15 protein-coding genes and 1 rRNA gene are annotated in these 25,247 nt (G+C 62.0%); 14 read left to right on the top strand and 2 right to left on the bottom strand.

The window, feature by feature from the left end:
* Positions 1 to 235: 235 nt before the first annotated feature.
* The 6 genes from V6M61_RS05430 (at position 236) to V6M61_RS05405 (ending at position 3,113) form a co-directional block, all read left to right on the top strand.
* Entirely contained in the window at positions 236 to 574 is a 339-nt protein-coding gene (locus tag V6M61_RS05430; protein WP_332775551.1) for a hypothetical protein, read from the top strand.
* Positions 571 to 1,020 carry an SRPBCC family protein gene (locus tag V6M61_RS05425; protein ID WP_332775550.1) on the top strand — a complete coding sequence of 150 codons (450 nt, stop codon included), beginning with the start codon at positions 571 to 573 and terminating at the stop codon, positions 1,018 to 1,020. Before V6M61_RS05430 ends, V6M61_RS05425 begins: the two co-directional genes overlap by 4 nt.
* Positions 1,001 to 1,492: a winged helix-turn-helix transcriptional regulator gene (locus tag V6M61_RS05420; RefSeq protein WP_332775549.1), complete on the top strand. Its 492-nt coding sequence runs from the start codon at positions 1,001 to 1,003 to the stop codon at positions 1,490 to 1,492. The genes V6M61_RS05425 and V6M61_RS05420 overlap by 20 nt, the downstream gene beginning before the upstream one ends.
* A 79-nt stretch (positions 1,493 to 1,571) precedes the next feature.
* Positions 1,572 to 2,003 (top strand): GNAT family N-acetyltransferase, encoded by a 432-nt coding sequence (locus tag V6M61_RS05415; protein WP_332775548.1) that lies wholly within the window; start codon positions 1,572 to 1,574, stop codon positions 2,001 to 2,003.
* Between the two features lie 78 nt (positions 2,004 to 2,081).
* The gene (locus V6M61_RS05410; protein ID WP_332775547.1) at positions 2,082 to 2,621 is read left to right on the top strand and encodes a L,D-transpeptidase; all 540 of its coding nucleotides are present in this window, start codon (positions 2,082 to 2,084) and stop codon (positions 2,619 to 2,621) included.
* A gap of 141 nt (positions 2,622 to 2,762) precedes the next feature.
* Positions 2,763 to 3,113, top strand: coding sequence for a DUF1304 domain-containing protein (locus tag V6M61_RS05405; protein ID WP_442957731.1), 351 nt, complete (start codon positions 2,763 to 2,765; stop codon positions 3,111 to 3,113).
* Positions 3,114 to 3,240: 127 nt separating this feature from the next.
* Here the strand turns inward: V6M61_RS05405 and V6M61_RS05400 are convergent, their stop codons facing one another.
* A complete protein-coding gene (locus V6M61_RS05400) occupies positions 3,241 to 3,924 on the bottom strand; it encodes a response regulator transcription factor (protein ID WP_332775545.1) in 684 nt (227 codons plus the stop codon).
* Positions 3,925 to 4,026: 102 nt separating this feature from the next.
* On the opposite strand from V6M61_RS05400, the gene V6M61_RS05395 reads away from it, so the two are divergent.
* The 5 genes from V6M61_RS05395 (at position 4,027) to V6M61_RS05375 (ending at position 18,880) form a co-directional block, all read left to right on the top strand.
* The gene (locus V6M61_RS05395; protein WP_332775544.1) at positions 4,027 to 6,078 is read left to right on the top strand and encodes a sensor histidine kinase; all 2,052 of its coding nucleotides are present in this window, start codon (positions 4,027 to 4,029) and stop codon (positions 6,076 to 6,078) included.
* Positions 6,079 to 6,526: 448 nt separating this feature from the next.
* The gene (locus V6M61_RS05390) at positions 6,527 to 7,027 is read left to right on the top strand and encodes a hypothetical protein (RefSeq protein ID WP_332775543.1); all 501 of its coding nucleotides are present in this window, start codon (positions 6,527 to 6,529) and stop codon (positions 7,025 to 7,027) included.
* Between the two features lie 102 nt (positions 7,028 to 7,129).
* The gene (locus V6M61_RS05385; RefSeq protein ID WP_332775542.1) at positions 7,130 to 9,781 is read left to right on the top strand and encodes a beta strand repeat-containing protein; all 2,652 of its coding nucleotides are present in this window, start codon (positions 7,130 to 7,132) and stop codon (positions 9,779 to 9,781) included.
* Between the two features lie 126 nt (positions 9,782 to 9,907).
* Positions 9,908 to 15,919 carry an SdrD B-like domain-containing protein gene (locus V6M61_RS05380; RefSeq protein ID WP_332775541.1) on the top strand — a complete coding sequence of 2,004 codons (6,012 nt, stop codon included), beginning with the start codon at positions 9,908 to 9,910 and terminating at the stop codon, positions 15,917 to 15,919.
* Positions 15,920 to 15,991: 72 nt separating this feature from the next.
* On the top strand, positions 15,992 to 18,880 hold the full coding sequence (locus V6M61_RS05375) for a hypothetical protein (protein ID WP_332775540.1): 2,889 nt from the start codon (positions 15,992 to 15,994) through the stop codon (positions 18,878 to 18,880).
* A 90-nt stretch (positions 18,881 to 18,970) separates the two neighbouring features.
* On the opposite strand, the gene V6M61_RS05370 is transcribed toward V6M61_RS05375, so the two are convergent.
* Entirely contained in the window at positions 18,971 to 20,908 is a 1,938-nt protein-coding gene (locus tag V6M61_RS05370; protein WP_332775539.1) for an ABC-F family ATP-binding cassette domain-containing protein, read from the bottom strand.
* 142 nt (positions 20,909 to 21,050) lie between these two features.
* On the opposite strand from V6M61_RS05370, the gene V6M61_RS05365 reads away from it, so the two are divergent.
* From V6M61_RS05365 to V6M61_RS05355, 3 genes are all read left to right on the top strand, one after another.
* Positions 21,051 to 21,533 (top strand): (2Fe-2S)-binding protein, encoded by a 483-nt coding sequence (locus V6M61_RS05365; protein ID WP_332775566.1) that lies wholly within the window; start codon positions 21,051 to 21,053, stop codon positions 21,531 to 21,533.
* A gap of 169 nt (positions 21,534 to 21,702) precedes the next feature.
* Complete coding sequence (locus V6M61_RS05360) at positions 21,703 to 24,018, top strand: xanthine dehydrogenase family protein molybdopterin-binding subunit (RefSeq protein WP_332775538.1); 2,316 nt, start codon at positions 21,703 to 21,705, stop codon at positions 24,016 to 24,018.
* A 475-nt stretch (positions 24,019 to 24,493) separates the two neighbouring features.
* Positions 24,494 to 25,247, top strand: a 16S ribosomal RNA gene (locus V6M61_RS05355); the annotation flags it as partial.

Here is a 25,247-nt window from a genome sequence, read left to right as displayed (position 1 = left end):
CCTTGCTCAGAATGACAGCATGGGTGGCGTCGCCTTCGCTACGGACTGCCGGCTAACAGCTATTTTGGCCATTAGTCCAGCAGATATGGGCGTAATTAGCTATTAAATTGATAGCAATTCTGGGGCTTCATTGCGAGATCGCAGGTGTATCACGTCATAACAGGTAAGTTCACTTGCAAAATACAAGTAACGCTGATAACCTGTCAGGCATCTCACTTCCCATCTGGAGGCCTCAATGCCCGCAACAAGCCAGTGCGCTGACGCAGCATCCGATCAACTTGCTCACATTGCGACAGCATTTGCAGGAGACGCGTCGGTGACGCAAGGAAAAATGTTTGGATCGACAGCGTTGAAAGTCAACGGCAAAGTTTTTGCGATGGTGGTCAAGGGTAAATTTGTTGCCAAGCTTCCGACGACGCGCATTGCGGTATTGATGCGAGAAGCAGGCGCTGAGAGTTTCGACCCCGGTCACGGAAAACTGATGAAGGAGTGGGTTGCACTCGGCAGTCATCGCGACCTTTGGACCAGCCTCGCGCGTGAAGCTCGCCAATTCGTCCTCGGGGGAAAATCATGATGACACTCAAACATGAGGTATCCATTGCTGCGGACGTCGAGACCGTGTGGCGAACCCTGTCTGACTTGCTCGCCGTCAAGCAGCACAACCCCTCGGTCGTCTCAGTGCGCATCCTCACTGACAAGACGACGGGGATAGGCGCTGCGCGTCGATGTGAAATGAGAACCAAAGACTGGGTTGAAGAGAAAGTCTGGGCGTTTGATCCCCCTCACGTCATCGGCCTCGAAGTCGCCGCCAGTTCGTGGCCGGTAGCGTTCATGAAGTGGCGAACTGAACTGCGCCCCGATGGACGGAACACTTTGGTCAAGCAAGAAATGAACTACAAGCTGAAATTCGGAGTACTTGGTCTCCTGCTCGACAAACTGGTGATGCGTCGCAAACTGGACGCCAGTATCCAGGAGGTCTTTGAGAGACTGAAACTACACGTTGAAAACGCGCGGCCCTGAACCCGGCGCGCTGGACCCGGCGATGAAAAGACAATCGCTTCGCCGCTCGAATTGCCCCATCAACATTACGCTTGAGATGCTGGGAGACTCATGGTCTTTGCTCGTCGTACGCGACCTGCTGTTTAGCGGCGCGACGCGCTTCAACGAATTCCTGGGCGCAGAAGAGAAGATCGCAACCAATATTCTTGCGGATCGACTGGAGCGGCTTGAGTGCGCGGGCATCATCGACAAACTTCGCGACCGGGACGATGGTCGCCGTCATATCTACCGCCTCACAGAGAAGGGCATTGACCTCGCACCTGTGCTCGTCGAAATGATCCTGTGGGCATCTCACTACGAAGCGACCTCGGCCCCGGCCGCCGCCGTTAGCGCAATGCGCAAGGATCGCGCAGGCTTCATTGGCAATCTTCGCGCCCGCTGGGAGGCCGCATCTGAAACGAAGTCAATCGAGACACCCGTCAGCAGCAAATGACGCCACCCCAGCGACAAGCGAGCTTCCTCAGCGCAGGGACTGCGGCATACATTACGCTAAGTCTTTTAAGGAGGTCACCTTGGCGCTCGAGTGGAGTTATTCGTTGGAACGCATTGAGTGGGAAGAGCTCTCCCGCCTTTACCTGGCTGCCCCTCTTGGGCACAAGAAGTCTTCCGATCTGGAGGTCGTATTTTCAAACAGCATGTTCAGGTGCTTTGTTTACGATGCTGGACGATTGATCGGGGCCGGTCGCGCACTGGCCGATGGCCTTGATTGCTCCTATATTTGTGATGTCGCCGTTCATCCGGACCATCAAGGCTCCGGCATCGGCAAGGACATTGTCTCCAGGCTCGTTGACCTCTCAAAAGATCACAAGAAGATCATCTTGTACGCAGTTCCAGGCAAGGAGCCCTTTTATCGCAAGCTCGGCTTTAAACGCATGGCGACCGCGATGGCCATTTTTGCGAACCAGGCTCAAGCGCTTGAGCGGGGGCTGGTCAATGAAACATGACCGTGCATTCAAGCCGACGCCGCTTCGCGGTGTGACTTGAATATCAGGCATATCAGGCCTTGGAAGTCCCAAATCCGAATGGACACCCAGATCGTTGTCAGCATTGATCAACAGCGGCTCCACCTGTATTGCCAAGGTGAACTCGTACGGGACTACTTGATATCGACAGCCAGGAACGGCGTTGAAGAACAGAAAGGCAGCGCTTGCACCCCCCGGGGCGCGCATGTCATCCGGGCCAGGATCGGCTCGCGTTGTCCGGTCGGAACGGTTTTCGTGGGCCGTAGACCGACCGGGGAGGTATTTTCCCCAGAGCTGGCTCAGGAATATCCGCAAAGAGACTGGATACTGACCCGCATCCTGTGGCTGTCCGGCTGCGAGCCAGGGCGAAACCGCTGCGGCTCAGTTGATACGCTGCGCAGGTACATCTACATCCACGGATGCCCCGACGGCTCGCCCATGGGAATCCCTGCATCGCATGGCTGCATCCGGATGAGGAATGCAGACATTGTCGAATTGTTTGACTTGGTAGCGGTCGGGACGCAAGTGCCATCGAGGCGAGCGCAGTTGACTTGGCGCATAAGGGCCCCCAAAGCGCGGACGCTCGTGCGCGTGACGTGAATCTGCTGGGCCCTGCCCGGGATCGGTGAGTCGTTTTTGCCTGTAGCCCTTGTCCGGTATGCGTCACCAGCTATTGAATTTGTAGTGGATGTTCAATACGATGCCGGATCCATCAATTACTCAAGGGGCTCTGCCGTGTTCATGCTTGCAAACATCGTCATTGGTCTGATCGCGCTGGTGCATGTCTACATTCTCGTGCTGGAGATGTTTCTGTGGGACAAGCCGGCCGGGCTGCGGGCCTTTGGCCAAACCCGGGAAGCGGCCACGGCCTCCAAGGTGCTGGCGGCCAACCAGGGGCTGTACAACGGCTTTCTCGCCGCCGGCCTGTTCTGGGGCCTGAGCCTGGGGGTGGCAGGTTTGGGCGTGAAGGTCTTCTTCCTGGGCTGCGTGCTGATCGCCGGTGTGTACGGCGCGGCGACCGCCAGCCGGAAGATCCTGTTCATCCAGGCGATCCCGGCGGCGATCGGGCTGGGGCTTGTGTTTTTGGCGTGAGTAATCTCAAATTTGCTATTAATTCAATAGCTATTGACGCCCTATTGGAAAGGGCTAAAGGGAGAAATCTCGGGCGTAAAATTCGGCCCGCCCGCCTCAACCGGTGCAAGTGGCAGGGCGTCTCCCGTCAGTCCCGGATCTCTGCCTCGGCGTAAAAGCGGTAACCGGCATTGCGCGCGGTATTGACAGGCAATGCCACGCCGGTCGCCTGCTCGGCCTTGCGACGCAGGCGCCGCATCTGGGTGTCCAGCCGGCGCTGATCGTAGATCATAAAATCCTCGCCCAGCGCGCGAACAATATCCTGGCGGCTGATGATTTTCCCCGGCTCCGCCATCAAGACCTGCAGCACCGTCACGTCCTGCTGGGACAATGGGATCGCGCGAAACCCCGGAGGCAGCAGGCGGCGCGGCCCCAGTTCCAGGACCCAGTGACCGCTGGCTTCGGGTTCTCCGAGGCGACGTTTGAGCGCTGTCAGCGTGGCGGCGAGTTCGTCAAGGTCCGCGGTCTTGGTCAGGTAGTAGTCCGCGCCGTCGTCCAGCCCGGCAATCTTGTCGGGCGTGGCTCTGCGCGCTGTCAGAACGACAATGCCAGTCCGGTGACCTTGCTGGCGCAGCAGTCGTATCAGCGCCATGCCATCGCCGTCGGGCAGCGTCAAGTCGATGACTGCGATGCGATGGATGGCCGGGTCGTATATCTGCTGAAAATCGGCGAGGCTGGCGGCGGCGTCGACCTGATGGCCGATATCCGTTAGAAATTCGGCAAGTTCCTGCCGCAAGACAATCTCGTCTTCAAGCAAAATGAGGTTCTGCATCGCGTGAGGATAGCCGATGCCATCAAGAATTTATCCGAGTGTTTCTGAGCGGCCACGCAAGGATCGAAAATCCCGGCGCGCAGCGTGCTACGCTCGGCCGCCATGAAACGTCTAAGCTTCGTCCTGTTTGTGATCGCCGTCCTGCTCCCGCTGTCGGCGCTTGCGCAATCGGCGTTGACCTTGCAGTCGGGCGCGCGTCAACTTCTAGGTAGCGGCCACCTGAGCCTGTTGCGCGACGTCGGCGGTCGCATGACGGCCGACGCGGCGCTGGCTTCGGACCAATGGAAGGCGCTGCCGGGTGCGGCCAGTGCCGGCTATACATCGGACACGATCTGGCTGCGGCTGGAAGTGGAGCGGCATTCGGACGCGCCGCAAGAATGGGTGGTGCGCTTCACGAATGCCTTGCTGGACGATGTCCGCCTGTATCGGCCGGATGGCCTGCGTGGCTGGTCAGAGCAGGTCGCCGGCGAGAATCTGGGGCGCTCCAATTGGCCCGTGGATGCGCGTAGTGTCGTCTTGCCGGTACGGATAGCAGCGATCGGACGCGAGGTCTGGCTGGTTCGACTGCAGAGCAAGAATGCGATGTCCACCGATCTGGAAGTCTGGCCCCGCGCCGCGTTCGATGATTCTTCGCGGCGGGAGTATCTCTACTACGGCCTGTACTTCGGTTTTTACGTGCTTCTGATCGTGCTGCACGCCTTCTTCTGGCGCATGACGCGGGAGGCGCAGAGCGGCTGGTATCTGCTGTATGTGTCGCTGCATACGCTGACGGAGTTGATGACCTTTGCCATTCCCCAGCAGTTGTTCGACATGCCGGCCGGTGTTTCGGACCCGCTGCTGGGCATGTCGATTTGCGGCGGTCTGGCCGTGGGCGTCCATTTTTCGCTGCAGCAGCTGGACTTGCCGGCAGTGTGGCCCCGATTCAGCAAGATGGTGCTGACAAGTGCGTGCGGGGTTTCTCTGGCCGGCATTGGCTTGGTGCTGTCTGGTCGTTATGCCGCCGGCATGATTCCGGTTCAGCTATTGGCGATGATTCTGGTCGTGGTGTTCATCAGTCTTTCGCCATGGCTGATCATGCATGGACACAAGCCGGCGCGATTCTTCCTGCTGGTGTTCGGTATTTTCTATGCGGGCGTGATGGTCAGTTTTCTGCGCAACATGGCCGTTGTGCCCATGAATTTCTGGACGAGCCATGCCGCTGCGGTTGGCGCGCTCCTGCATATGGCGCTGATGAGCTTGCGTCTGAATCTGCGCTATGACGAGCTGCGGCGCGACAAGGCGATGGCGCAGGCCGAAACGGTGCGCGCGGTGCGTGAGCTCAACGACAGTCTTGAAGATCAGGTCACCAGGCGCACCGCCGCCTTGCAGCAGGAAATCACGCAGCGCGTGCAGCTCGAGCAGGAGTTGCGCAAGGCGCTGGATGTCGAGCGGCAGATCAAGGAAGAGCAGCAAGACTTCGTGGCCATGGTGTCGCATGAATTCAGGACGCCGCTGGCCATCATCACTACCACCGCGCAGCAAATCGCGAAAAACCTGGATGCCGCGCGTGAGAAAACGCTGGCGCGTTGCCAGAATCTGCGGGATGCGGCGCGCCGCATGGCGGCGCTGGTCGATGAATACCTGACCGCTGACCGCATGGACGCCAGCGCGACGGCATTCAGGCCGGCGCCATGCGATCCACGTAGCTTGATAGATGATGCACTGCAGGAATGGCCGCGCGAACGGATAACGACCGCTTTGCATTCGCTGCCGCCGCAGTTCGTTTGCGACAAGGGCTTGCTGCAAGTGGCATTGCGTAATCTGCTGAACAATGCCGAGCGCCACTCCACGGCCGGGCAAGCCATTCATCTGAAGGCCGCCACGCGGGACGATGGCTTGATCTGCCTGTCTGTCAGCAATCACGGCGGACCGATCCCCGAGGATGAAATTCCGCGCCTGTTCCAGAAGTATTTTCGCGGTCGTTCCGCACAACATCAGCCGGGCGCCGGACTGGGTCTGTATCTGGTGCGGCGCATCGTCGACATGCATGGCGGTGAAGTGCGGCTCGGCAGTGACGCGCAGTCGGGCCTGGTCACGTTCTCCTTGCTCCTTCCGGCGGGCGGGGATGGCCTGGATGGCGGCCCATCGGTCACCACGCTGAGCACCGCGGCTTGAGCTGGCGGAAATAACCATGGCTAGACGCGGCCGCGCCATGTCGGCCGCAACGCGTGCCCGGAATCTGCCGGTCAAGCGATGGACGCTCTCCGCATGGCGGTCCTGTCGATGATTAAAGCCCACCTTATTTAGTCGGGTATCGCTTAGGTTTGCTCAATTCACCGCGGCAATTTCTCGCTATTCTCCCGACTTACTTATTGTTACTTGTTGTTTTGGGGAAGCTTGAACTGCCTTTGCCGCAGAGAGATGAATCAGGCATGAACAAAGCAACCGCGTCGCCTGGAGCAAGGCGCGTGCAGACACTCCTCAACGAGAGTCTTTTAATAGGCTACTTAAGGTTACATTTATCTGTAAAAATTACTTACAATAAGTAACAATTATTTGCATTTTTGGCTGCAGGGGCAATGGCGCAGCGTCCTGGCCTGAGCTTGGCAACTGGAGTTGACAGATGAAGCTATTTTTGAGTTTTTGTATTTTTGCCGCCAACCTGGTACTGGGGCAGGCCGCATGGGCTCAGAGCTCCACGGTGACCTCTCAGCTTCGCGCCCAGCGTGTGGAAATGCTGGCTGGAAAAACGGTGTTCAAACCCGCTACCGAAGGCAAGCCGGGCGAGGTTCTTGAATACAGCGGCACCTACCGCAATGGCGGCGCGGCAGCGGTGGATAAACTGCTGGCCACCATCCCCGTGCCTGCAGGCACCACCTTCATTGCCGGTAGCGCCGAGCCGGCACAGGCGCAGGCCTCGACCGACGGCACCCGCTTCGCACCCATGCCGCTGCTGCGTAGCGTCAAGCAAGCGGACGGCAGCGAGCGCAAGGAGCCGGTGCCGCTGGCCGAATACCGCGCCTTGCGCTGGGAAATCGGCACGCTGGCTGCCGGCCGCAGCGCCGTCGCCAGTTTGCGGGTGCGCATCGACGCCCCGGCGGCCATAACGGCCGTCAAACCTTAATTCCACCCAGTTTCCCCGAGCTGTTTTGCCGACCGCAGGTTGGTAGGGGTTTCCGCGTTTGTTGTTTCATCGTTGTCCTTGAAGTCAGGAGAAAACCCCGCCATGTATGCCATCCTCATGAGCCCAGCGCCTTTGCGGCCTGAGCGCCTCTTTACCCACTGGATTGTGGGGTTGTTCGCGGCCTTGGTGCTGGCCTTGGCCGGCTTTGCGGCGCATGCCGCGCCGCCACCGTCCGGCACCTCCATCAGCAATCAGGCCTCGGCCACTTACTCGGACGCTTCGGGCGTGTCGCGCACCGTCACCTCCAACGTCGTGCAAACCACCGTGCAGCAGGTCGCCAGCTTGACGCTTGCCGCCAACGGCGCCCAAAACGCCACGCCCGGCAGCGTCGTCTACTACCCGCATACCCTGACCAACACCGGTAACGGGTCGGATGGCTTCAATCTGGCCACCGGCAACGCCGGCGGCTTCACGATGGCGGGCGTGCAGATCTTTGCCGACAACGGCAGTGGCCAGCCTACCGGCGCGCCGATCACGTCCACCGGATCGCTGGCGGCGGGGGCCGTCTTCAAGTTCATCGTGGCGGGAACGCTGCCGGGCACGGCGACCGCGGGGCAGACCAATGCCATCACGGTCACGGCGACCAGCCTGTTCGATGCCACCAAGACCACGACCAATACCGATACCACCACGGTGTCCAACAATGCGGTGATCACGCTGACCAAGGCGGTGAGCGCCTCCAGCGGTGCGCCCGGTTCCGGCCCTTACACCTACACGCTGACCTATACCAACACCGGCAACAGCACGGCGACCGCCGTGGTGATCAGCGACATCGTCCCGGCCGGCATGACCTATGTGGCCGGTTCCGCCCGCTGGAGCGTGACGGGCGCCGCAGCGCTCAGCGACAGCGGCGGCAGCAGCGGCAGCGCGCCCAACACCCTCACCTCGCAGTACACCGCCGGCACGACCACGTACCGGGCGACGCTGAACCAGGTGGCGCCCGGCCAGTCGGGCACCATCAGCTTCAATGTGAATATCGGCGCTGCCACGGCACCCGGCACGCTGAACAACACGGCCACCACGTCCTACAACAACGGCGCCGCCACGGTGACCGGCTCCTCCAACACCGTGCCCTTTGCCGTGCAGCAAACGGCCGCGGTGACGATCACCGGCCAGACGGTGGCAGGCCCGGCGACTCCCGGCTCCACGGTGAGTTTCACCAACGTGGTGACCAACGCCGGCAACGGTGTTGACACCTTCAATATCACGACGAGCGGCAGCGGTTTCCCCGCGGGGACCACCTTCCAGCTGTACAAGAGCGACAGCGTCACGCCGCTGGTTGACACCAACAGCGACGGCACGGTTGACACCGGCCCGCTGGCTGCCGGCGCCACCTACAGCGTGATCCTCAAGGCCACGTTGCCGCCAAGCGCCACCAATGCCGGCGCTCCGTTCAGCGTGACCAAGACCGCCACCTCGGTGTTTGACCCGACCAAAACGGCCAGCACCACCGACACCCTGAGCGCCATCGCCAGCGCCTCGGCCGACCTGACCAACAACGCGCCCCTGCCCACGGCCACTGCGGCCCAGGGTGCCGGTGCCGGCCCCGAGGCCACGGCCCGGGTCACCAACGCCGTTAATCCGGGCGCCGCGACCAGCTTCACGCTGGTGGCCAACAACACCGGCCCCTCGCCCGACAGTTACAACCTTGGCGCGAGCACGGTGTCCAGCTTTGCCAGCCAGGTCCTGCCCGCGGGCTGGACGGTCAGCTTCAAGGCCGATGGCGGCGCAGGCAACTGCTCCACCACGGGTGCGACCATCACCAACACCGGATCGGTGGCGGCTGGCGGCTCGGTCACAGTCTGCGCGGTGGTCACGGTGCCTGCGGGCTACACGGCAGGCACCAACGATGTGTACTTCCGCATCCTGTCGCCAACCTCGAATGCAAGCGACACCATTCACGATGCCGTGACGGTCAACGCGGTGCGCGCCATCAGCATCACGCCCAACGGCGCGGGCCAAACCTACTCGGGCGGCTCCTATGTGTACAGCCACACGCTGGTCAACACGGGCAACGTGAGCGAAGGCAATGGCACGGCGAGCACGGTCGTCCTGGCCGCCGCCAACAACCAGGCCAGCTGGACCTCTACGCTGTACTACGACGCCAACAACAACGGCGTGCTGGATGCGACCGACCCGCAAATCACCGGCAACCTCAACACGGTCACCGGCCTCAGCGGCGGACTGGCTTCCGGCCAGTCCATCACGGTATTCGACAAGGTGATCTCCCCCAGCGGCGCCGTACCTGGTGCGGTGAACGCCACCACCATCACGATCACCACCACCAATGGCAGCTATGTCTCTGCCGCGCCCGCACCCGCAGTGGCCACGGACAGCACCACGGTGATCGCCGGCAACCTGAATCTGATCAAGGCCCAGGCCCTGGACACGGCTTGCGCCGGACCCACCGGCGGCACGACCTATAGCACCGCCAACTTGAGCGCCAAGCCCGGCGAGTGCGTGCTGTACCAGGTCACGATCACCAATGTGGGCTCAGCCGACGCCACCAGCGTTGTGGTGTCTGACTCCACGCCCAGCTACACCACGCTGAGCAGCGCGCCGGCCACCACGGTGGGAACCATAGGCGCCGGTGCACCGGCTGTGGGGGCGACGGGTACGGTGACCGCCAACATCGGCACCCTGACCCCTGGTCAATTGGCTGTGCTGACCTTCGGCGTGAAGATCAACCAGTAAACAGCCTGGCATTTTGCGGGGGAGGCGAGCCGCTTCCCCTGCTTTTCAGAGGTCGTGTTTGCCGCCTCTGAAAAGCAGTCCGCTGCAAGTTCTTTAACGCCTTTAACGCGCCGTTAAGTCATACCCATGTTTTTTCGCCTGCTGCGCAAGCTGCTGTCCACCTGTTTGCTGCTGCTCTTCTGGGCGGTGGCGCAGGCCGCGCCGACGCCGGCAGGAACAGTCATCAGCAGCACAGCCACCGCCACCTATGTGGATTCGGCGACCGGGCTGTCGGTGCGGCTTGTTTCCAATACCGTGAACACCACGGTCAGCAGGCTTGAGGCGCTCACGCTGGTCGCCGGGCAGAACCTGCTGATCGCTACCGGTGCCCCGTTCACCATCAGCCACACGCTGACCAACACCGGCAACAGCGCCGCAAGCTACCTCATCACGGCGGGCGTTGTGCCCGGCAGTGTTTTTACGCCCGTCAATGTGCGGGTGGTGCAGGACGGCAACGGCAACGGCCTGGCCGACGCAGGCGAGCCCGTCGTCCCTGCCGGCGGCACCATCACCCTCGCAACCGGGCTCAGTGCAGGCTTGCTGATCACCGGGCAGGTGCCGGCCGGGGCCAATCCCGGCCAGACGGCGCAGCTCATGCTGCGTGCGGTGAGCCAGCTGCAGGGCGCAACGGCCAGTAACACAGACACTCTCAACCTGACCAACGGTGCGGCGGTCCAGGTGACCCTGGCTGCCTCGTCCGCCGCGGCGACCCCTGGCGCGCCTGTCAGTTTCACCGCCACCGCGGTCAACAACGGCAATGTGGCGGCGAGCGCCACGGCAAGCACCGTCAACGGGGCGCCCGCCAACCTGTTTTTGCTGCGTGTTCCCGTTCCGGCCAACACGACGTTTGCCGCCGCGCAAGTTTCGCCGAATGCCGGCGCACAGACCCTCTACCATGTGCTGGGGTCTCCCGCCAACAGCTACCTCTCCACGGTGCCTGCGGGTGCGGTGGTTGACGTCATCGCATGGGGCATCGCCAGCCTGCCCCAGAACGGCAACCTGCAGGGCCAGTTCAGCGTTGCGGTGAACGCCAACGCAGCCGGCACGGTTTCCGGTACGGCCTATGCCGACTGGACCCAGCAAGGCGCGCCTTTGACCACCGCGAGCAATACGGTCGTGCTGCCACTGCCGGCGCGATCGGCCACCATCGGTTTTTACAACGGCGCCAGCTACGCCCCCCCTCCCGTCACGCAGGTCAAGCCCGGCAATCCGCTGTTCGTGCAGGCGGACGCGGCGGTGTGCAATGCCGATCCGGCCCAGATTGGCACCGTGCCGGTGACGGTCACCAGCCAGCTCACCGGCGACACGGAGACCTTCACCGCTGTCGAAACCGGGCCCAATACCGGGGTGTTCCGCATCCAGCCCAACGTGCCGACGGCCAATGCGGCCAGCCATATCGTGGCCTCGGGGGACGGCATACTCGAGGTGCTGCGCAACGATACGATCACCGCGACGCTTACCGCTTGCGGCGGCGTCTCCATGTCGGCCACCACCACGCTGCTCATCGACCCCAGTGGGGTGGTCTATAACAGCACCACCAACCAGCCGGTGGCCGGTGCCACGGTGCAGCTCATCGACGTCGCAGGCTCGGGTAATGGGGGCAATCCGGGCGGGCCGGCCGTGGTGTTCGCGGCCGACGGCGCCACTCCTGCGCCCAGCGTGGTCGTCACGGCCGCAGACGGCCGCTATGCCTTCCCGCTGCTGCCGCCGAGCACCTACAAGCTAGTGGTGACCCCACCGGCCGGCTATGCCTTTCCGTCCAAACTGCCCCCCGCGCTGCAGCCGGCCGGCCGGATCATCGACGCGCAGGGCTCCTACGGTGGCAGCTTCAGCGTCGGCATTGGCGCCAGCGTGCCGGTATTCATCGACCTGCCGCTCGACGCTGGCGCGACGGGGGCCTTGTTCATCCAGAAAACCGCCAACAAGACCACGGCCGAGCTCGGTGATTTTGTCGACTACTCCATACGTTTTAACAACGTCACCGCGGCCGCTCTGCCTGGCACGGTGCTCAGCGACATGCTGCCGGCCGGTTTTGCCTATGTCCGCGGCACCGCGCGGCTTAACGGCGCATTGCTTCCTGATCCCACCGGCGGCTCCGGACCCAGCCTGCAGTTTGCGCTCGGCAGCATCGCAGTCGGCAGCCAGCCGACTTTGAGCTACCGGGTGCGCGTGGGCGTGGGCAGCCAGGGCGGCACCGGTATCAACACGGCGCAGGCCGCCAGCGGCGCCGTGCAGTCCAATCGTTCCAGCGCGCGCGTGCAGGTGGTGGGCGGGGTGTTTTCCAGCAAGGCCTACATCATCGGCAAGGTGTTCGCCGATTGTCGCCGCGATGGCGTGCAGGATGCGGGCGAGCCTGGCGTTCCCGGTGTGCGCATCTACCTCGAGGACGGCACCTATGCGGTGACCGATGAGGAAGGCAAATACAGCTTTTATGGTCTGGAGCCGCGCACCCATGTGGCCAAGGTCGACAGCATCACCCTGCCGGCGGGCGCCACGCTGCAGGTTCTGAACAACCGCAATGCCATGGATCCTGCCAGCCGTTTCGTCGACCTCACCAACGGCGAACTGCACAAGGCCGACTTTGCCATTGCCCAATGCACGCCCGGGATACGCGAGCAGCTTGCCGCGCGCCGCAAAGCCATGGCCAACCCTTCGGAAATCCTGCAGGCTGCCGGCAGCCTGCTGTCGGCCAACAAGGCCGCGAGCGCGGTGGATACGCGAACCTTGCCCTCCAGCGGCACCCGCGGCCTGCCGGGTGCAAGCGCTTCGGCGGGAACGCTGGGTGCCGTGGGCGATCCCGGCGGCCCCTTTGCCCAGAATGCCCAGGGTCTGCCCACGCCCGTCTACACACCGGCCAGCACCTTGATGAAGGCCGCGCCATCCGACCCCGCGGCTTCTCGGGTGCCCGAGCAGACGCCCCACGCGGCACTGGCGCCAGGCAGCGAGCCACTGGAAAACCTGCTGCCCGAGCTCAGCCCCGAAGTCGGCTTCGTTGGCCTGCGCAATGAGCAGGTGTTGCCGGGCACCCAGACCCGGGTGCGTGTGAAAGGCCCCTTGGGCGCCATGTTTGAGCTTTCCGTGAATGGCCAGTCTGTCCCCGCCAGCCAGGTGGGCAAGAAGAGCAGCCTGGAAAAAAATGCCGTGCTGGGCTGGGAGTACATCGGTGTCGACCTCAAACCCGGCCGCAATACGCTGGACGTGCGCGCTGTAGACGGCTTCGGCAATGCGCGCGGCAGCGCGCAGCTCACCGTGCTGGCCCCGGGTCCACTGGAAAAAATCGGGATCGAGGCGCCAGCACAGCCGGTGGCCGACGGCGCCACGGCGCTGGCCATCGGCATTTTTCTGCGCGATGCGCAGGGGCTGCCGGTTGCGGCACGCACGCAGCTGACCCTGCAGGCCAGTCTGGGCCAGTGGCAAACGCCAGACCTCGACCCGCGCCAGCCCGGCACCCAGGTGTTCGTCGAAGGTGGGGAAGGCCGCTTCCTGCTGCTGCCTCCGGCCCAGCCCGGAAAGGCCGAACTCAGCGTGAGCGCAGGCACGGTCAAGTCCACATCCAAGATCGAGTTCACCCCCAATCTGCGTCCCATGATTGCCGCAGGCATCGTCGCCGGCACCATCAACCTGCGCAATCTCAACCCCTCGGCCCTGCAGCCTGCGCAAAGCAGCGACGTGTTTGAGCGCCAGATCCAGAGCGCCTCGCGCGGCTTTGACAACGGCAAGGGAAATGTGGCGGCGCGCACGGCGCTGTTCCTCAAGGGCAAGGTGCTTGGCTCCACCTTGCTGACCCTGGCTTACGACTCGGACAAGCCGTCGGACACCGCGCTGTTCCGGGACATCCAGCCCCATCAGTTCTACCCGGTGTATGGCGATTCGTCGGCGCGCGGCTTCGAGGCCCAGTCCACCGGCAAGCTGTATGTCATGATGCAAAACGGCACCAACTACGCGCTGCTTGGCGATTACGCCACCCAAAGCGACCATCCTGCGCGCCAGCTCACGCAGTATTCCCGCGCACTCAATGGCGTCAAGGCTCGCCTGCAGGAGGGGCCGGTTACGGTGGAGGGCTTTGCCAGCCGCACCTCCACCACGCAAGTCGTTCAGGAGTTCCGGGCCAATGGCACCTCGGGGCCGTTCCGCCTCAATCTCAACGGCGTGGTCAACAGCCAGCAGGTTAACGTGATCACGCGTGACCGCAACCAGGCTTCGGTCATTGTGAAAGACGTTGCGCTGGCGCGGTTCACCGACTACGAAATCGAGGCCTACACCGGCCAGCTGCTGCTCAAGAGCCCGGTGCCCAGCGTTGACCCCGACCTCAATCCGGTCTTCATCCGGGTGAGTTACTCCGTCGACACCGGTGGTCCCCAGCATTCTGTCGCAGGCGCCGATGCACGGCTGCAGATCACCCCCGGCCTGACGCTGGGTGCGACCGCCATTCGCGACACCGACCCGGTCAACCGGCAAAATCTCATGGGCGTCAACCTGAGCGCCAAACTCGGTGAGAAGACCGTGGCGACGGGCGAGGCCGCCCGCAGCCGCACCGACCTGCGGGGCAGCGGCGCCGGCCAGCGTGTGGAAATCCGCCACGAAGGTCAGGAATTGCAGGCCCGTGTCTGGGGTGTGCGCACCGACGCCGGCTTTTACAACACCAGCAGCACGCAATCGGCCGGGCAGTCGGAATATGGTGCCAAGATCGGCTATACCCTGGACCCGAAAAACCGCCTGGTGGGCGAGGCCCTGAAAACCTCCAACAGTGTCACGGGCGCTGAGCAAACCGGCGTCGAGCTGAAGCTGGAGCGCAGCCTGCCAGGCAATGCCAAACTCGAAGTGGGCGCGCGCTATAGCAGCGCCAATGCCCAGTCGGCGCTGTCGGCCACGCCGCTGGCCGGTACGTCGACGCCGGTGGTGCCGTCGCCGGCAGCGCTGGCCGCTGCATCGCCCCAGGTCGGCTACACCAGCGCGCGGGTCAAGCTCACGGTGCCGGTGCCCGACGTGCCGCAGGCCGATGTCTATGGCCTGGCCGAATACGCCATTGACGGCAGCGGCGGCCGCGAGATTGGCGTCGGCGGCAATTATGCGATCAACCCCACCACCAAGCTGTATGTTCGCCACGACTTCATCAACAGCCTGAACGGCCCTTACACCCTTAGCCCCGCAGTGTCGAAGTACACCACGGTGGCCGGCCTCAACACGGAGTTGTCCGACAGCACGCAGCTGTTCAATGAGTACCGCATGGGCGACAGCATCAATGGCCGCAGCAGCGAGGCTGCCATCGGCCTGCGCAAGCTCATGCGCTTGTCCAACGGCATCGGCCTGTCAGCCAGCGTTCAGCGCATCAAACCCATTTCCGGCGCGGTGACGGACGACTCCAGCGCCGTGACGGTTGGCGCTGACTACACGGCGGCAGCCACCTGGAAAGCGTCGGGCCAGCTGCAGTGGCAAACCTCGACCACCTCACGCAGCTGGCTGCTCACCGGGGCGCTGGCCAACAAACTCGATGAAAACTGGACGCTGCTCAACCGCGGCCTCTACAGCGTGCAAACCAGTGTTGGCACGGCCACCGGCGAGCGTAAGCTGATCACGGCGCAGTCCGGCATCGCCTACCGCCCCGTGGACTCCGATGTCTGGAATGCTTTGGGCCGCATCGAATACAAACGCGACGAAGACAGCACCTTGGGTCCTGGGCTGAAACGAAATGAATCCGGGCTGATACTCTCCACCCATCTCAATGTACAGCCCACCCGCTCCTGGGCTGCCAGCGCGCGCTACGCAGTCAAGCGGGGCAGCGACCGCTCCAACGGGATCAGCAGCCGCTCCTTGACGCAGCTGATCGGCGGCCGTTCCAGCTGGGACCTCACCGAGCGCTGGGACATCGGCGTGCAGGCCTACCGTATGTGGGGTAACGGCGCGGCCGAGACCGCCGTGGGCGTCGAGGTGGGTTACCTGGCCTGGAAAAACCTGTGGCTTTCGATGGGGTACAACGTCAAGGGCTTCCGGGCTCCTGACCTGACCGGGGAGGCGTACACCCAGCGCGGTCTGTACCTGCGGATGCGTTTCAAGTTTGACGAAAACCTGTTTGAATCCGGAACAAAAATTAATCAATGACTTGCCTGGCCAGCCATACGTGGCGGCACTATCGCCTAACGATGAATGTCGAAAATAAAGCAGTCTTCAGTAATGACCCATTCTTTTAAATTCAACTGTTTTTCTTGGTTGCATAGCATCATTTGTTTTCTTAAAAGTACAAAAATGCATTTGAGTGGTTTTAAAAAACATAGCGCTAGAAAAAACGGTGAGAGAGGAAGCTTGGTCCAGGTACTTGTTTTGCTGGTCTGGTTGCTGGGTTCTTCTTCTGTTTTTGCATTAACTACATCGGCAGTAAAAGATCTCTCCTGTGTAGGTTTTCGCGCTGGCAACACCTCTTGCTCCGCTGGCGAATTTGCTGTGGCTCCTATTTTCAGTGCTGCGCCTGGCACGCCGGCTTTTTGCGTTGCAGGCAGTGCTTTTAGTTTCAAAGTGGAGTTGGGACTTTCTGGCACCAATGCCGACCGCATGGATATTGGTTTTTTTGTAGGTCAACAAGGCAACGATCCACGTGCTACCACGGCGGGGAACATTTGTTCAGTGGCAACATTTCCAAAAACTCCATTGCCATGGAAGGATGTTGATGGTGACAGCTGTGGTGATTTTGCAGCCGGCGGCAATCAAACAATAACTATTGACGAAATCAAGGTTCTTTGCACGGGGGATGCTGCAACAGGTGATTTGTCAATGCCTTATGTGCTTACCTATTGGCAAAATAATGGCAATGTCTGTTCGGGGCCGGCCAATGTCTCAAATGGTGCGCCTTCCAAATGTAATGCGGGAACAGGCTCTATCAGCGGAACATTCCCTGTTAAGGTTGGGGCGTATGTCGATGTAACTAAAGCCACTTTACCTGCAGGCAACACTACGCAGTTGTTCACATATACGGCAACCGGCCCCGCTGGATCCAAAGTTGGTGCATTGGTTGGAACGGTTTATACGCCTGATAACACGGCAGGAAATCAGCCAACCAATACGGTGACTGTCTCTGTCACAGGAGGGCAGACGGTTCGTTTTTTCATCAATGCAACCTCAACCGCCCAAACGCTGACGATTACCGAAGCGGCAACTACGGGTTGGGAATCTACGGCAAATGCGATCAGTTGTTCATCTGTCACGGGTTCCCCCCCGATTACAACCAATCTGGCAAGCCGCAGTATTGCCGCTAATTTAAGCCTTGCCAATAGTGCAGCCAGCTGCACATTAACCAATCAGCAAAGCTCAAAAATCACCCTGGCAAAAACCGTTGGCGGGCGCGTCAACAGTGGAGATCAATTTACCGTCAGCGCAAGCGGTGGCGGCACTTTGCAGGGAACTGCCTCAGCCACGACGTCCGGCACCGGTACGAGCGCAACAACAACTTTCTACAGCAGCCCTGGCGCAGCGGTGACCCTGGCCGACGTAGCTGCCGGCACCACGGCATTGAGCAACTATGACACCCGTTTAACCTGTACCAATGCCTTGTCAGGCACGGCCGGATATACGCCCAATTCCAGCTTGCCTGACAACTCAAGCACCACCAGTACCAGCATTACCCCCGTTGCGGGCGATGACATCACCTGTACCTATACCAACACGCCCAGGCCCAGAGTCAGTTTGAGCAAAACCATCAGCGCTGTGGGTGGCGGACGTGTCAACGGCACGGATCAGTTCATCCTGGCGATGACAGGCGCCACTTCGGTGACTACCACGGGCACGGGAGCATCGGTCACATCGGCGCCAGTAGCGCTGGTCGCGACAGCGGGGACTCAGATCACCTTGTCAGAAACAGCGGCTTCTACCACGCCAGCAACCAATTTAAGCAACTACACGACCACCTACGCCTGCACCAACAGCGGGACGGGCGGTACGACTGTCACTTCAGGCACAGGCACCAGTTTCAGTTTTACGCCAGTCAACAATGACGTGATTGCGTGTACTTTCACAAATACCCGCAAAAGTGCCACTTTAACGTTGAGAAAAACCTGGGTGGATGGAGTCAGCGGAGATACTGCGACCGTAACCAGTTCCGGCTTCACCAATAACGCCACTTCAGGCCTTTCCACGAGCAGCGGAAACAACACCGATACGGGCAGTGCAGCAACGGTTTATGCCGGTGAAACAGGGACCATCAGTGAAACCTTTGGGATAGGCGCGAGTGCCAGCTACACCGCCAGCTTGTCTTGCAGCGGTAACACCACGCCACTGTCAGGCAGCAGTTTGACGATTAATCCTGCCGATGCCGCGATCATTTGCACATTGACCAATGTTGGTGTGCCGCCACCCAACAGGCTGGCCCCCAACGGTGCACAAACGGCGCAGCCCGGCACGGTCGTGTTTTATGCGCATACTTTTCATGCTGGCAGTAACGGGCAGGTCACCTTCGCACTGACCAACGCTGCCATGCCCACCGGATGGCCCTGGAATCAGGTGCTTTACCGCGACAGCGACTGCAGCGGCACGCTTGATGCTGCGGAGCCGGATATCACCACCCCCCTCACGCTCACAGCCGGACAGACGCTGTGTCTCGTCGTCAAGCAGTTTGTTCCGGCAGGAATTTCCTCGGGGGCGCAGAACGCGACCACGCTAAGCGCTACTTACACCACGGCCAGCTCAAGTGCGCTGCTGGCCGTTATTGATGTCACCACGGTGGACGCGGCCAGTGCGCTGGCGCTGAGCAAGCGCGTGAGCAATACCACGCAAGGCGGCCCAGCTGGCACAACGGTCAATGCCAACCCCAACGATACCCTGCAGTACACGCTGACGGCGGTGAATAACGGCAGCGCGGCGCTGTCCACGCTGGTCATCAATGATGCTACGCCGGCCTTCACCACCTACCTCTCCGCGGCTTGTCCGCCTACATTGCCAGCCGTGATCACTGCCTGCAGCGTGAGCATCCAGCCCGCAGTAGGCGCACAGGGCGGCCTGCAGTGGACCTTCACCGGCTCGCTCGCCTCCGGTGCGCAGCTGGCGGTGACCTACCGGGTCAAGGTGGATCAGTAATTCCTTCTCCTTGCCGGCAAGGCCACGGGGAGGATTGGGCTGGAGGCCAAAAATGCTTGTAAATAAGGTGCGAGCGGCGCGCCCGCCCGTTCAGCCCGCCAGAGTCTCCCAGCGCTGCAGCGCGGTCATCAGCTCTTCTTCCAGCTTGGTGTTTTTGGCGTTGAGCTCGGCGGCGCGTTTGGGGTTGCTGGCATACAGGCTGCCGTCAAACAATTCCTGCTCTATCGCCTTTTGCTGCGACTCGAGCTGCTGGATCAGGGCGGGCAGGCCGTCCAGCTCGCGCTGCTCCTTGTAGCTTAGCTTCTTTTTTGATAGCTGCTTAACCGCGTCTGGCCCGTCTTTATTGGGCTCGGCGCTTGTTTTGCTTGCGGATTTGGCACTGGAGGGTGCGCTGGGGGCTTTGCCGCTGCCGGTGATTTGCGCCGCCCGCCTCGATTGGGTGATCCAGTCCGACACGCCGCCTTCATACTCGCGCCAGAAGCCGGGTTTCTCCGGCGTGCCTTCGTAGGCGATGGTGCTGGTGACCACGTTGTCCAGAAAGCGCCGGTCGTGGCTGACCAGGAACACCGTGCCTTCGTAGTTTTGCAGCAGGTCCTCCAGCAGCTCCAGCGTGTCGATGTCCAGGTCGTTGGTCGGCTCGTCGAGCACCAGCACGTTGGCGGGCCGCGCAAACAGGCGCGCCAGCAGCAGGCGGTTGCGCTCGCCCCCGGAGAGCGTGCGCACCGGGGAGTTGGCCCGGGCGGGCGAGAACAAAAAGTCGGTCAGGTAGCTCTTGACATGCTTTTTCTGGCCGTTGATCTCGACCCACTCGCTGCCGGGGCTGATGAAGTCTTCCAGCGTGGCGTCCAGGTTTAGCGAGTCGCGCATCTGGTCGAAGTAGGCCACCTGCAGGTTGGCGCCCTGGCGCACCTTGCCGGGCGGGGTGGTCACGTCGGGCTGCAGCTCGCCCAGGATCAGCTTGAGCAGCGTGCTTTTGCCGGCGCCGTTGGGGCCCAGCAGGCCGACCTTGTCGCCGCGCAGCAGGGTGGCGCTGAAGCGGTTGACGATGATTTTCTCGGCGCCCGGATGGCCGAAACTCTTGGTCACGTCGGTCAGTTCGGCCACGATCTTGCCGCTCTTCTCGCCGCTGGAAACGTCCAGGTTGACGCGGCCCACGGCGTCGCGCCGGGCCGCGCGGCTGGCGCGCAGGGCTTCGAGCCGGCCAATGCGGGCCACGCTGCGGGTGCGGCGTGCTTCCACGCCCTTGCGAATCCACACTTCTTCCTGAGCCAGCAGCTTGTCGGCCTTGGCGAAGATGACGGCTTCCTGCACCATCTGCTCTTCCTTCTGGATCAGGTACTGGGCAAAGTTGCCCGGATAGCTGCGCAGCTTGCCGCGGTCCAGCTCCACGATGGCCGTGGCGACCTGGTCCAGAAAGGCCCGGTCGTGGGTGATGGTGATGATGCTGCCGTTGAAGTTGACCAGCAGCTCTTCGAGCCAGCTGATCGAGTCCAGGTCCAGGTGGTTGGTGGGTTCGTCGAGCAGCAGCACATCGGGCTTGGCCACCAGCGCCTGTGCCAGCGCCACGCGTTTCTTGGTGCCGCCCGAGAGCGAACCGACGATGGCGTCCTTGTCCAGGTGCAGGCGGTGCAGGGTTTCTTCCACGCGCTGCTCCCAGTTCCAGCCGTCCAGCGCCTCGATTTCCGACTGCAGGGCGTCCAGGTCGGTGTGCTCGTCGGCCGCCAGGTATTGTTCAACTATGTGCCTGGCCCTTGCCAACCCTGCGCTGGCAGCTATGAAAACTGTAGCGTGCGGGTCCAGGCTGGGCTCTTGCGGCACGTAGGCGATGCGCAGGTTCTGTTGCAGCTGCAGGGTGCCGTCGTCGGGTTTCTCCAGCCCGGCCAGGATTTTGAGCAGCGAAGACTTGCCGGTGCCGTTGCGGCCGATCAGGCCAATGCGTTCGTTGGCCTCAAGGGCAAAATCTGCGTGGTCCAGCAGTGCGACGTGCCCAAAAGCGAGTTGGGCGTCAAGAAGGGTAATTAGTGCCATGTTGGACAGGATTATCCGGCTCGCGGGATTGGGCTAGTGGTTTTCAGGGGTTTGGCGGTCTGGATGGCGCCCTGTTTGCTGGCTATAGTGAGGCAGTCGTGAAGGGCTGTCGCCTTTCAAGGAGTTCCGCGTGCAATCACCGATCAAGCTGGATATCAATGGCCAGGCCGTGCAGACCGAAGCCGACCCCAACATGCCCCTGCTGTGGCTGCTGCGGGACGTGCTGAACCTGACCGGCACCAAATTTGGCTGTGGCGTGGCGGCCTGCGGCGCCTGCACCGTGCGGGTCAACGGCCAGGCGGTGCGCTCCTGCGTGACGCCGGTCTCCACGGTGGCCGGCAAACGCATCCAGACCATTGAAGCGCTGGGCACGCCCGACAAACCCCATGCCCTGCAACTGGCCTGGATTGCCGAGCAGGTGCCTCAGTGCGGCTATTGCCAGTCCGGCATGCTGATGGCGGCAGCGGCGCTGCTGGAAAAAAAGCCCAAACCCACCGACGCCGACATTGACGCGGCCATGACCAATATCTGCCGCTGCGGCACCTACCAGCGGGTCCGGGTGGCGATCAAGCGGGCGGCGGGCATGAAGGCGCCCAAGGCTGTGCTGGCGGGAGCCAAAGCGTGAGCGCCGTCGTACGCAGCGAAGGACCGCCCCGAGCAAGTACAGCCCCCTCGGGGCTGACGTCCGCGGCTCCAAGCCTGCCTGCGCAGGCTTGGACGGACGGAAGAGCCGCTGAGTCTCTCAGCGGCACGTCCAGCGCAGTACGCAAAGCGACAAGCGTGGGGGCTACATCATGAAGCGCCGAGCCTGGCTGTTGAGTGCGGCAGGTGCTGCCGGCGCGCTGGTTGTGGGCTGGAGCGTGATGCCGGCGCGGTCGCGCCTGGGCAGCGCGGCGCGCCCGTGGTCAGCGTCGGAAGGCGCGGGCGGGACGGAGCTACAGGGCGTGGTGCTCAACGGCTGGATCAAAATCGCCGCCGACGGCGCGGTAGTGCTGGCCATGCCGCGCAGCGAGATGGGGCAGGGCGTGCACACGGCGCTGCCCATGCTGGTGGCCGAAGAGCTCGATGTGCCGCTGTCGCGCGTGAGAATTGAGCAGGCGGGCGCGGACAGCATTTACGGCAATGTCGCCATGTTTGTGGCCAGTTTGCCGTTTCATCCGCTGGACTCGGAAGGCGAGCATGACGACGACGCCCAGACCGGCAAGGCCACCAAGGTCAGGGTGGGCGAGTGGATGGTGGGCAAAATCGCCCGTGAATTGGGAATCAACGCCACCGGCGGCTCGTCCAGCGTGGCCGACGCCTGGGACGTGCTGCGCATGGCGGCCGCCACGGCGCGGGCCTCGCTGCTGGGTGCGGCTTCGCTGGAGTGGAAACTGCCGGTGGCGGAGCTGGGCATCAAAAATGGCGTGATCTCCCACCCGTCGGGCCCCTCGGCGCACTATGGCGAGCTGGCCAAATTTGCCGCAGCCACCCCGCCGGGCAAGGTCACACTCAAAGCACGCAAAGACTGGCAACTGATTGGCCAGAGCGCGCCGCGCCCGGATGTGCCGGCCAAAGTCAACGGCACGGCCCGCTTTGGGCTGGATGTGCGCGTGCCCGACATGCTGTATGCCGCGGTTCGCCTGTGCCCCATGCTGGGCGGCTCGCCCGGCGCCATCGAGCCCAATGCGGCGCTGGCCCAGCACGGCGTGGAGCGCCTGGTGCATTTGCCTGCTTACGCCGGCTCGACCGCAGGTTTTGCCGTGGTGGGCAAGACCACATGGCACGCCCAGCAGGGCGCGCAGGCGGTGCAGGTCAGCTGGCAGCAGCGCCCGGTCGGCGCGCTGGACAGCCGCGAAATTGAACGCGAGCTGGAAGCCGTCCTGAACAAGGATGAAGGCTTTACCTTTTATGAGAAGGGCTCTGTGGAGGCGGCCGAAGCGGCGGCCAGCCGCAAGGTCGAGGCCGTTTACAAGGCGCCTTACCTGGCGCACGCCACGCTGGAGCCCATGAACTGCACGGCGCAGGTTAAAGGCGGCAAGGTGCATGTCTGGGTGCCGACGCAGGTGCCGCAAATGGCCGCGGCCATCGCCGCCCGCGTGGCTGGCGTGCCGCTGGACGCCGTGACGGTGACAACGACTCTGCTGGGCGGCGGCTTTGGCCGCCGGCTGGAGGTGGACTATGTGGCGCAGGCGGTGCGCGTGGCCATGGATTGCGGCGGCCGGCCGGTGCAGCTGGCCTGGTCCCGCGAAGAAGACACCACGCATGACTTTTACCGGCCCATGCATGTGGCCCGGTTGCGGGCTGCGGTGGACGCGCAGGGGCAAATCAGCAGCCTGCGCATCCAGTCGGCGGGCGACGCCATCACGCCGCGCTGGATGGCGCGCGGCCTGCCGGCACTGGCCGGGCCGGTGGATGCGCCGGACAAAACCACGGCCGAAGGCCTGTTTGACCTGCCTTACGGCTTTCCCAGCCAGAAAATGTCGCATGTGGCGACCCGCATGGGCGTTCCGGTGGGCTTCTGGCGCTCGGTCGGTCACTCGCACAACGCCTTCTTTTCAGAAAGCTTTATGGATGAGCTGGCGCGGGGGGCGAAACAGGACCCGCTGGAGTGGCGGCGCACCCTGCTCAAAGACGCGCCGCGCTACCTGGCCGTGCTCAACCTGGCGGCCAGCAAGGCGGGCTGGGGTGGCCCGCTGCCGGCCGGCCAGGCGCGCGGGGTGGCCTTGCACGAGTCGTTTGGCTCCATCGTGGCGCAGGTGGTGGAGGTTTCGCTGCCCAATGGCAAGCCGCGCGTGCACCGGGTGGTCTGCGCCATCGACTGCGGCACCGTGGTCAACCCCAGCATCGTGGCGCAGCAGATGGAAAGTGCGGTGGTCTTTGCGCTCACCGCGGCCTTGCACGGCAAGATAGACATCCATGAAGGCGTTGTGCAGCAGAAGAACTTCCCCGATTACCCAATGCTGCAGCTGGCGCAGGCGCCGCTGGTGCAGACCCATATAGTGCCCAGCACGCGCACGCCGGGTGGTGTGGGCGAGCCAGGCGTGCCGCCACTGGCGCCTGCGGTAGCCAATGCCCTGTTTGTTCTGACCGGCAAACGCTTGCGCTCCTTGCCACTGACGCTTGCTTAAGCAACGTCCTGTAGGCCGCCGCCGCGCGGCGTACAAAAACTTTTTGTCATCGGGTTTGTAGGGCGGGGAAACCCGTGCTATAGTCTATGGCTCCGCTGACGAAACAGCCTCTTATTGAGGCGGCGAGTTGGCAGAGGGAGTCGGGTTAGAAGGTCAAATAAAATTTCAATTTTGTTTGACTCGGACGAAAAATCCGGTATATAATTCGAGGCTCAGCTGATCACAGCGAACGACGAAAACGAAGCGGCAAATTGCTGCCAAGTAGGTAGTCAGGATCATTAAAAATTTACAGCCGATAAGTATGGGCGTTTGAAGGCGATTGCCAGGCTGCATCTCTTGTAGATGTGGCCAGGTCTTCTGACCTTAAACGCTCATAGAGATAGAAGTGAAGTTCACTTCAATTCCGTTTTTATGAGTTTTCTTCCCGCTGCTGGCTTTGGTTGGCGGTGGGGAGTTGAAAATTATTGCAGTGATTAAACTATAGAGTTTGATCCTGGCTCAGATTGAACGCTGGCGGCATGCCTTACACATGCAAGTCGAACGGCAGCACGGGAGCAATCCTGGTGGCGAGTGGCGAACGGGTGAGTAATATATCGGAACGTGCCCAGTCGTGGGGGATAACGTAGAGAAATTTACGCTAATACCGCATACGATCTAAGGATGAAAGCGGGGGATCGCAAGACCTCGCGCGATTGGAGCGGCTGATATCAGATTAGGTTGTTGGTGAGGTAAAAGCTCACCAAGCCGACGATCTGTAGCTGGTTTGAGAGAACGACCAGCCACACTGGGACTGAGACACGGCCCAGACTCCTACGGGAGGCAGCAGTGGGGAATTTTGGACAATGGGCGAAAGCCTGATCCAGCAATGCCGCGTGCAGGAAGAAGGCCTTCGGGTTGTAAACTGCTTTTGTACGGAACGAAACGGTCTGCCCTAATACGGCGGGCTAATGACGGTACCGTAAGAATAAGCACCGGCTAACTACGTGCCAGCAGCCGCGGTAATACGTAGGGTGCGAGCGTTAATCGGAATTACTGGGCGTAAAGCGTGCGCAGGCGGTTATGTAAGACAGTTGTGAAATCCCCGGGCTCAACCTGGGAATTGCATCTGTGACTGCATAGCTAGAGTACGGTAGAGGGGGATGGAATTCCGCGTGTAGCAGTGAAATGCGTAGATATGCGGAGGAACACCGATGGCGAAGGCAATCCCCTGGACCTGTACTGACGCTCAT

Origin of the sequence: Polaromonas sp. (assembly GCF_036676035.1) — a bacterium.
In the GTDB taxonomy this organism is placed as follows: domain Bacteria; phylum Pseudomonadota; class Gammaproteobacteria; order Burkholderiales; family Burkholderiaceae_C; genus Polaromonas.
The sequence above is the reverse complement of the archived record's forward strand: the minus strand, read 5'-3'. Positions and strand labels throughout refer to the sequence as shown.

What these genes read in the sequence shown, in the direction of transcription:
- V6M61_RS05430 (WP_332775551.1), top strand. Translation starts at nt 236, where the DNA reads ATGCCCGCAACAAGCCAGTGCGCTGACGCAGCATCCGATCAACTTGCT.
- V6M61_RS05425 (WP_332775550.1), top strand. Translation starts at nt 571, where the DNA reads ATGATGACACTCAAACATGAGGTATCCATTGCTGCGGACGTCGAGACC.
- V6M61_RS05410 (WP_332775547.1), top strand. Translation starts at nt 2,082, where the DNA reads ATGGACACCCAGATCGTTGTCAGCATTGATCAACAGCGGCTCCACCTG.
- V6M61_RS05405 (WP_442957731.1), top strand. Translation starts at nt 2,763, where the DNA reads ATGCTTGCAAACATCGTCATTGGTCTGATCGCGCTGGTGCATGTCTAC.
- V6M61_RS05400 (WP_332775545.1), bottom strand. Translation starts at nt 3,924, where the DNA reads ATGCAGAACCTCATTTTGCTTGAAGACGAGATTGTCTTGCGGCAGGAA.
- V6M61_RS05395 (WP_332775544.1), top strand. Translation starts at nt 4,027, where the DNA reads ATGAAACGTCTAAGCTTCGTCCTGTTTGTGATCGCCGTCCTGCTCCCG.
- V6M61_RS05390 (WP_332775543.1), top strand. Translation starts at nt 6,527, where the DNA reads ATGAAGCTATTTTTGAGTTTTTGTATTTTTGCCGCCAACCTGGTACTG.
- V6M61_RS05385 (WP_332775542.1), top strand. Translation starts at nt 7,130, where the DNA reads ATGTATGCCATCCTCATGAGCCCAGCGCCTTTGCGGCCTGAGCGCCTC.
- V6M61_RS05380 (WP_332775541.1), top strand. Translation starts at nt 9,908, where the DNA reads ATGTTTTTTCGCCTGCTGCGCAAGCTGCTGTCCACCTGTTTGCTGCTG.
- V6M61_RS05375 (WP_332775540.1), top strand. Translation starts at nt 15,992, where the DNA reads ATGACCCATTCTTTTAAATTCAACTGTTTTTCTTGGTTGCATAGCATC.
- V6M61_RS05370 (WP_332775539.1), bottom strand. Translation starts at nt 20,908, where the DNA reads ATGGCACTAATTACCCTTCTTGACGCCCAACTCGCTTTTGGGCACGTC.
- V6M61_RS05360 (WP_332775538.1), top strand. Translation starts at nt 21,703, where the DNA reads ATGAAGCGCCGAGCCTGGCTGTTGAGTGCGGCAGGTGCTGCCGGCGCG.